Source organism: Psychromicrobium xiongbiense, assembly GCF_030271165.1.
Taxonomy (GTDB): Bacteria; Actinomycetota; Actinomycetes; order Actinomycetales; family Micrococcaceae; genus Renibacterium; species Renibacterium xiongbiense.
On sequence record NZ_JASSZH010000016.1, the window covers coordinates 21955 to 27954 of the forward strand.

Annotated in this window: 7 protein-coding genes; 4 read left to right on the forward strand and 3 right to left on the reverse strand. The window is 63.4% G+C overall.

Annotated elements, in window-relative coordinates; all coding sequences use genetic code 11:
• The first annotated feature begins 118 nt into the window (after positions 1–118).
• Positions 119–706: an HdeD family acid-resistance protein gene (locus tag QQM37_RS06495; RefSeq protein WP_285725793.1), complete on the forward strand. Its 588-nt coding sequence runs from the start codon at positions 119–121 to the stop codon at positions 704–706.
• Positions 675–1127 carry a hypothetical protein gene (locus QQM37_RS06500; protein WP_285725794.1) on the forward strand — a complete coding sequence of 151 codons (453 nt, stop codon included), beginning with the start codon at positions 675–677 and terminating at the stop codon, positions 1125–1127. Before QQM37_RS06495 ends, QQM37_RS06500 begins: the two co-directional genes overlap by 32 nt.
• Here QQM37_RS06500 and QQM37_RS06505 read toward each other — a convergent pair whose 3' ends face one another.
• The 3 genes from QQM37_RS06505 to QQM37_RS06515 are packed head-to-tail and all read right to left on the reverse strand — an operon-like array spanning position 1128 to position 4458.
• The gene (locus tag QQM37_RS06505) at positions 1128–2666 is read right to left on the reverse strand and encodes an APC family permease (RefSeq protein ID WP_420030132.1); all 1539 of its coding nucleotides are present in this window, start codon (positions 2664–2666) and stop codon (positions 1128–1130) included.
• Positions 2663–3871, reverse strand: coding sequence for a glutathionylspermidine synthase family protein (locus QQM37_RS06510; protein WP_285725795.1), 1209 nt, complete (start codon positions 3869–3871; stop codon positions 2663–2665). The genes QQM37_RS06505 and QQM37_RS06510 overlap by 4 nt, the downstream gene beginning before the upstream one ends.
• Before the next feature lie 5 nt (positions 3872–3876).
• Positions 3877–4458, reverse strand: coding sequence for a Tat pathway signal protein (locus tag QQM37_RS06515; protein ID WP_285725797.1), 582 nt, complete (start codon positions 4456–4458; stop codon positions 3877–3879).
• A 425-nt stretch (positions 4459–4883) separates the two neighbouring features.
• Between QQM37_RS06515 and rplJ the strand changes: the two genes are divergently transcribed.
• Together rplJ and rplL are read left to right on the forward strand one after the other, a co-directional pair.
• On the forward strand, positions 4884–5498 hold the full coding sequence (gene rplJ, locus QQM37_RS06520) for a 50S ribosomal protein L10 (protein ID WP_285725798.1): 615 nt from the start codon (positions 4884–4886) through the stop codon (positions 5496–5498).
• Positions 5499–5590: 92 nt separating this feature from the next.
• Positions 5591–5971 (forward strand): 50S ribosomal protein L7/L12, encoded by a 381-nt coding sequence (rplL, locus tag QQM37_RS06525; protein ID WP_285725799.1) that lies wholly within the window; start codon positions 5591–5593, stop codon positions 5969–5971.
• The last annotated feature ends 29 nt before the right edge of the window (positions 5972–6000 follow it).

A 6000-nucleotide genomic window follows, 5' to 3' on the forward strand; every position in this document is an offset into this window, starting at 1 on the left:
AGGCTTCCCGGCCCTTCGGCGTTTAACTTGCATCTCCACAGAGAGCAGCCCGGGCCGTGGCATACTGAAAGAGGCTTTGTTTTCACTGAATTAACTCTTAGCTCGAAGGATGATCTCCATGAACGAGTTGTATTCGGCCAGTCGACGTCTCTGGTGGCTGGTGCTGGTCCGCGGTATCGTCGCCGTTCTTCTGGGCCTCTTCGCCCTGTTTTCACCTTCAACCACCGTGTTGGTCCTGGTGACGGTATTTGGTGTCTACGCCCTGGTCGACGGGGTGTCCGCGATCGGCATGGCACTGGGATCCCGGCGGGAGCTGAGCCGCTGGGGCTGGGTCCTGTTCGAAGGCGTCGTGTCCGTGCTGGCGGGCCTGGTGGCAATTCTCTGGCCGGTCTTCAGTGCGGCGGTGACTGCCGTCGTGATCGGGTTCATCATCGGGTTCTGGGCAGCGCTTCTGGGTGTCCTGCAGATCAGCCAGTCGATAACCCTGCGACGCCAGCCCAGCCCGGTCTGGGGTTGGGTGCTGGCCTCCGGCATTCTCACCCTGCTATGGGGCATTTTCGTGCTGGCCGTTCCCGGCATCGGTCTGCTCACCGTCTTGTGGATCTTCAGCCTGTTCGCGCTGGTCTTTGGCGCCTGGACAATCGCCCTGTCCTTGCGGATCCGTTCCGGGGTCAATGCCGCAGCAGATTCTGCTCCGGGCCGTTGACTCACAGGTGCGCCGTCGAGGGGTTGGCAGAACGTTGCTGAATGCCACTGAGGCCCTTCTGCGGCGGCAGGGCCGGAACGCTCTGGGCCATGACTTCACCCTTGAGCAGGTGGAACAGGTGAGCCGCCTGGAGCTGGGCGGCCGTGATGCGGAGTCACAGCCTGTGGGCGCGCAACCGGGCTGGGTGCAGCTGGAGGAAGAGCCGTGGGATGGCGCCCGAGTCCGGGAAACGGAGCGGGTGGCCGGGGCCCAGGGTTGCACGCGGTTGGTCGGCGCCATCGAGCATCTGCCAACGGGGCGACTGGTCGCCTTCACCGTCCTGAACCTGCTCGCTCATCGGCAGGATGCGGCGTACCAGGAAGAGACTCTGGTGGTCGCTGAATATCGGGGTGACCGGGCAGTGGCAAAAGGTGCTTTCTGACTAGTGGTGCTCTGCGGGCTGCCCGGAGGGATGCCTGCCAAGCCTTGAGCTTGTGAAAAACCCTCGGGTGGCGGGGGAGAAGCGGCAGACGATGGCGAGGACGACGCCCAGCGCCAGCAGGGTCACCCCGCTGATGAACGCCCCACCCACACCCAGAATCTGAGTGTTGCCGTAGGACGGCTGCCACATCTGCACCGCTGAAATGATGAATGCGGCCGTCAGGGACAGGGCGCCCAGCAGCGGCAGGATGCCGCGGAACCACAAGTGGTGCGCGCTCTCGCGCAGCGTCGACCGGAAATACCAGACGCAGGCGAAGCCGGTCAGCGCATAGTAGAACGCGATGAACAGGCTGATGGCGCTGATTGAGTCCGCCAGAAGGTTCTGGCTGAAAATACTCATCACCACGTAGTAGGCGATGCCGATGCCGCCCATCACCAGGGTGGAGAACCCGGGCGTCTGCAGCCGGGGATCGACGTGCGCAAAGCGGGCCGGCAATGCTCCGGCCACGCCCATCGAGAGTGTGCCGCGGGCGGTCGGCAGAATGGTGGTCTGCGTGGAGGAGAGTACCGAGGCCAGCACGGCCAGCACGATCAACCATCCCCAGGGGCCGAGGACGACGTCCTTCATGGCCCAGAAGATGTCCTGCTTATGGGCGCCATTGGCCAGACCGATGCCCTCGGTGCCCACCGAGGCGTACATCATGACCAGAAGCGTCACCGCCAGATAGATTCCCAAAAGCACCACCGTGGAGATGATCGCACCGCGCCCCGGGGTTTTGCCCGGCTCCTCGGTTTCCTCATTGAGCGCCAGGCAGGTATCCCAGCCCCAGTAGATGAACAGGGCCAGGAGCACGCCGTGAACCACCGCGCCCGGGTCGGCAAAGGCGCTCACCGGGTTGAACCATTCAAAGCTGAAGGGTTGTACCGTCGATGAATCGTTGGCCACGATATGAATGATGAGCGCCAGAGCGAAGGCACCCAGGGCCAGGTACTGAACATAGGTGAGCACTCGCTGAACATGCTCGCCGAGCCGGATGCCGTGGTGATTGACGTAGGTCATCACCGCGATAAACGCCACAGCCGTGGCACCCACCACCCAGGGGTTACTGGCCAGCGAGCCGTCACCGACCAGCAGCCAGAGATACTGGCCGGCGATCTGAGCAAGATTCGCCAGCACCACGATGCCGGCCAGCGCAACGCCCCAGCCGCCCAGCCACCCGGCCCAGGGGCCAAAGGCTCGGTCCGCCCAGGTGAAGGTCGTCCCGCAATCGGGCATCGCCCGGTTCAACTCACGGAAGGCATAGGCGATGAACAGGACGGGAATGAATCCGAGAAGCATGATCAGCGGGGTGTAGTTGCCGTTGACGGCCACAATCAAGCCCAGCGTCGCAGCCAGGGAATAGACCGGGGCGGTGGAGGCCAGGCCGAGCATCACGGAATCGCCCAGATCCAGGATGCCGGCACGGAGCCCTTTGGGGGTCACCGTGATGGTGGGCTGATCGTCGGGGGAGCTGGGTGCGTGGTGCTGGGGTGCGCTCACAGGGCGGCTCCGTAGGTTTCGGCAGTGGGTGGCAGCACCGGAGCGGGTGCGTTGATCGTATTGGGGACAAAGCGGCAGTAGTAGTCCGTCACCGGCCCATCGGATTCGCGGATGCCACAGCCGACCGATTCGCCATCGACCACCCATAGCCCCAGCACGGGATGGTTACCGTCATAGTCCGGGATCGGCTCGTACTGCTGGTAGCACCAACCCTCCCGGCCGTAGCCGCCGGGTTGGCTGATCTCGATGCCGGGCGCGTGGATCCGGATATTGTCCCCTTCCCGGCCATGCAGCGGCTTGGCCGCCCAGGCGTCCATGCCGTGCGGATCGTCGAGAAAGGCGGGCAGCAGGTTCGGGTGGTCGGGGTACAGGTGCCAGAGTGCAGGCAGCAGGGCCTTGGTGGAGAGCAGCATTTTCCAGGCCGGTTCCACCCATCGCGGGTTCTGCGCGCGGTTGAGCAGGTGCTGACCGAAGGGCTCTTTCATCATCACTTCCCAGGGATGCAGCTTGAAGATGGTGCTGATGACGAAGTTGTCCAGATCGACGAAGCGGTTCAGACCGTGATCCCAGCCGATGTCGGAGAGGTTGATCCCTACGGTGGTCCACCCCGCGCTCGAGGCGACATCGCGCATATACGCCGCGGTCATCCAGTCCTCGCCGGATTCCTCTTGCTCCGAGTGGGTCACGTGCAGCATGCTCATCCCGGTGCGGTACTGCAGTTTCTTCCACTGCCGGATCAGTGCCTCGTGGATCCCGTTCCACTGATCCTTCTCGGGGAAGACGTCCTGCAACCAGAACCACTGTGCCACGGAGGCCTCAATCAGACCCGTCGGGGTGTCCGCGTTGTATTCGAGTAGTTTCGCCGGGCCACCCTGGCCGTCATAGATCACATCGAAGCGTCCGTAGATGTCGGCATCGTGGTGCTCGAGGGATTCCGCTGCCAGGGCTAGAGCCTCCGGTCCGATGCCGATCTCACCCAGGCCACCCGCAGCCAGGAATTGTGCGGCCTCCAGGCACATCCGGTGCAGTTCCTCGGCCGTGGTCTCGAGGGTCTCCACCTCGTTGGACTCGAACTCGTAGTAAGCAGACTCGTTCCAGTACTCCGTGGGGGTGCCGTCGGCACGGAAACTGGTCGAGTACACCAGCCCTTGCTCCTCGATCGTCTTTTTCCAGTCGGGGCGCGGTGTCACCAGATGCCTTTTCACCGCCGCTACCCTCCTGAGCTTCCGTGGCTGCCCGAGCCACCTGAGCCGCCAAAGCCACCACGGCTGACCGTGCCGCCCTTGCTGGTGAATCCCGTGGCGGGTTTGGCATTGCTGGGCCGCGAGGTGGTGTAGGACGGGTAGCTGCTGCGATTCTGGCCGATGGCCGGAACGCTCGCGCCTCGTGCGTAGAAGTACCAGGCATAGATGCCGGAGCCGCGACCATCTTCGCTGCCACAGTTCACATCATCGACGCGCTCGCCGGCATCGTTGAAACAGACCTGGGCGTACTCGGGATCGTCCTGACGGCTGGCCACGACGGCAATGATCGACCCGGCCACCAAAGCGGTGATGCCCAGGCTGACGACGACCGTGCGGCGGCGCTTACGTCGAGCTCGTTGATCGTCGCTGAGCTCTTCGCTCCGGCGGTATGTTCTGGTGCCGTCATCCGGTGCGGCCGGGTTGATGAGCCCGGGCGCCGGGTGGGCCAGTTCCGGACGGAGTTCCGGTTTCTCCGGACTCCAGGGGGGCGAGGTGCGCGGCGGCCTGTCAGCGGGGTCCGGATCTTCCGGGGACTCGGTGGGACTCATGGATCGTTCTCCGATCGGCTGGCCGTGGACACCAGGAAAGGCGTAGTCGGACGGATGCTGGCCTGAATCAGGGTCTGTGTCCGGAATCTCAGCCCGAGTATCCAGAGATTCAGCATAGCCAAACACTGGATAAATCTCCGTGTCCCAGACTTTAGCGGGGGAGGCAATGGCGGTCAATTTGCCCGCGGGTATGACTTCGGCCTAGACTGAACAGACCAAAGACCGCCGGTCGATCGGTTGTGTCCAGCTCGCTGGAACACCAGATCCGAAAGTTCCTCCATGTGAACGGCCTGCGCAGGCGAACGAAGCACTACTCTCCCGGGAGCAATCTGCCCTCAGGATCGAGTTGCGCCCCGTGCAGCCGCGCGGGGCTTTTTTAGTGTCGGAGCCCGAACCACCGGTACAGACATCCCGGAAGGAGGGTTATGACAACGCCAAACAAGGTGGCAGCCGTTGAGGAGATCACCACTGATTTCAAGGATTCCACGGCCGCAGTCCTGACCGAATACCGTGGGCTCACCGTCGCGAAGCTCAAGGAGCTGCGCGTGTCCCTGGGTACCGAGAACAAGTTCTCCGTAGTCAAGAACACGCTGACGGCGATTGCCGCCAAGGAAGCCGGGGTCGACGCGTTCGACGGCCAGCTTGCTGGCCCGACCGCCATCGCGTTCATCAAGGGCGACGCCGTCGCCGCTGCGAAGAGCCTGACGGATTTTGCCAAGACCAACAAGGAACTCGTCATCAAGACGGGTTACTTCGAGGGTAAGGCGCTGGACGCTGCTGAGGTCGCCGCTCTGGCTGCCCTCGAGTCGCGTGAACTCCAGCTCACCAGGGTCGCCAGCATCCTCAAGGCCCCCATCGCTGCTGCCGCACGTAGCATCGATGCCCTGCGGATCAAGCTTGCTGAAGGGGCTCCTGCCGCTGAAGCTGCCGAAGAGGCCGCCGAGGCCCCTGCTGAAGAGGCTCCTGGGGCAGAAGCCGCAACCGAAGAGGCTCCGGCCGCTGAGGTTGTTGCTGAGGCCGTGGAGACCACCGAAGCCTGAGTCCCCAGGCGTTTGCCTGATACCCCTGGCTCGCTGAGCCAGAAACCGTAGACCCGGCCACCAGGCCACAGCATAGAAAAGGAGCGCCACTCATGGCTAAGCTCACCAATGACGAGCTCATCGAAGCTTTCAAGGAATTGACCATCATCGAACTCTCCGAGTTCGTCAAGCAGTTCGAGGAGACCTTCGAGGTCACCGCTGCTGCTGTTGCAGTTGCCGGCCCTGCCGCTGGCGGCGGCGACGCTGCTGCTGAGGAAGAGAAGGACTCCTTCGACGTCGTCCTCGAGTCGGCTGGCGAGAAGAAGATTGCAGTCATCAAGGAGGTGCGCGCTCTGACCTCCCTCGGCCTCAAGGAAGCCAAGGACCTGGTCGACGCCGCTCCCAAGGCTGTCCTCGAAGGCGCCAACAAGGAGACTGCCGAGAAGGCCAAGGCTCAGCTCGAAGAGGCTGGCGCAACCGTTACCCTCAAGTAACGTCACGCCACACAGCTGGGGGCCCCCCA